Origin of the sequence: Halorubrum sp. SP9 (genome assembly GCF_005435015.1) — an archaeon.
GTDB classification, from domain to species: domain Archaea; phylum Halobacteriota; class Halobacteria; order Halobacteriales; family Haloferacaceae; genus Halorubrum; species Halorubrum sodomense.
In genome coordinates, this window is the sequence record NZ_SGXU01000159.1 from 1 (window position 1) to 922 (window position 922).

General features: G+C 52.9%; 1 pseudogene. It reads right to left on the minus strand.

What is annotated here, in order from left to right:
* Nucleotides 1–668: 668 nt before the first annotated feature.
* A pseudogene (locus tag EXE45_RS20840) lies at nucleotides 669–922 on the minus strand (type IV pilin); the annotation flags it as partial.

Consider the following 922-nt stretch of genomic DNA (forward strand, 5'->3'; position numbering starts at 1 on the left):
CTCCATAGGCGCCGCCAAAGTATCCTGTCCGAGGGTAATATTAAGTCGGTAGTCCTCGCTATCCCCCGATACGCGTTAGCCGCAGTGGTGTCGGCGTGATGGTGCGCCGATCTCGGGATAGCCGGGGCAATTGCCTTCGGTGCGGCGCGCACGTGCCTGCGGACTTCCGCCGCGTTCACGGTGACGGGGAAGACCGTATACGCCGATGTCCCGATTGCGGTTCGTCAGTACGAACTTCCCAGGGATCGAACATATCCAGTATATTTCTCGGAAGACAGTGTAATGCCGATGCTGTTGAAATCCGTGAGATTAGGTTGAAAACTTATACAAGGGAATTCTCGGCGCGACCCGTAGCCCAGACGTGGACGTATTCATGATCCGCGGTCGATATGCTTTGGTTAGTGCGCTCGTCGCGTGAGGTGGATTAACCGGTTGTGTTACGGGTACCAGCCGTCATAGCTGTGGCCGACCTGCTGGGACTAGTTCAAATGGAACGGCTCAGTCACACCGGTCTGACGGGATTGAGATATTATATATGAGGGGATAGCGTGAATTTTCTGCCAAATCAGTCTCAAGATCGCTGGCGAGCGTGAGCGGCAGCTCAAAAGGAGTTTACTCAACAAATTACAGCAGATTGTTAAATAGAAAGCTGCGGTTCCAGAGTATTTCTACGGTGAACGAACGGTTATCGTGGTCTCGTAGATACTGTTACCGCTGGGGTCGTGAACTAGTCGTATATCAACATTCTGTCCGTCAGTGTAGGACTGTCCATTGTCGATATTCTCAAAGACAGCACTCGTTCCTGTCCGCCATGGATCGTTAACTGAGGTTGCGTTAGCAGAGACTGTACCCACACGGGTCCCATCAACGACTAACACGATCTGGCTGGGGTCGAGATCCCCACCTCCCGTCTTCGTCACAT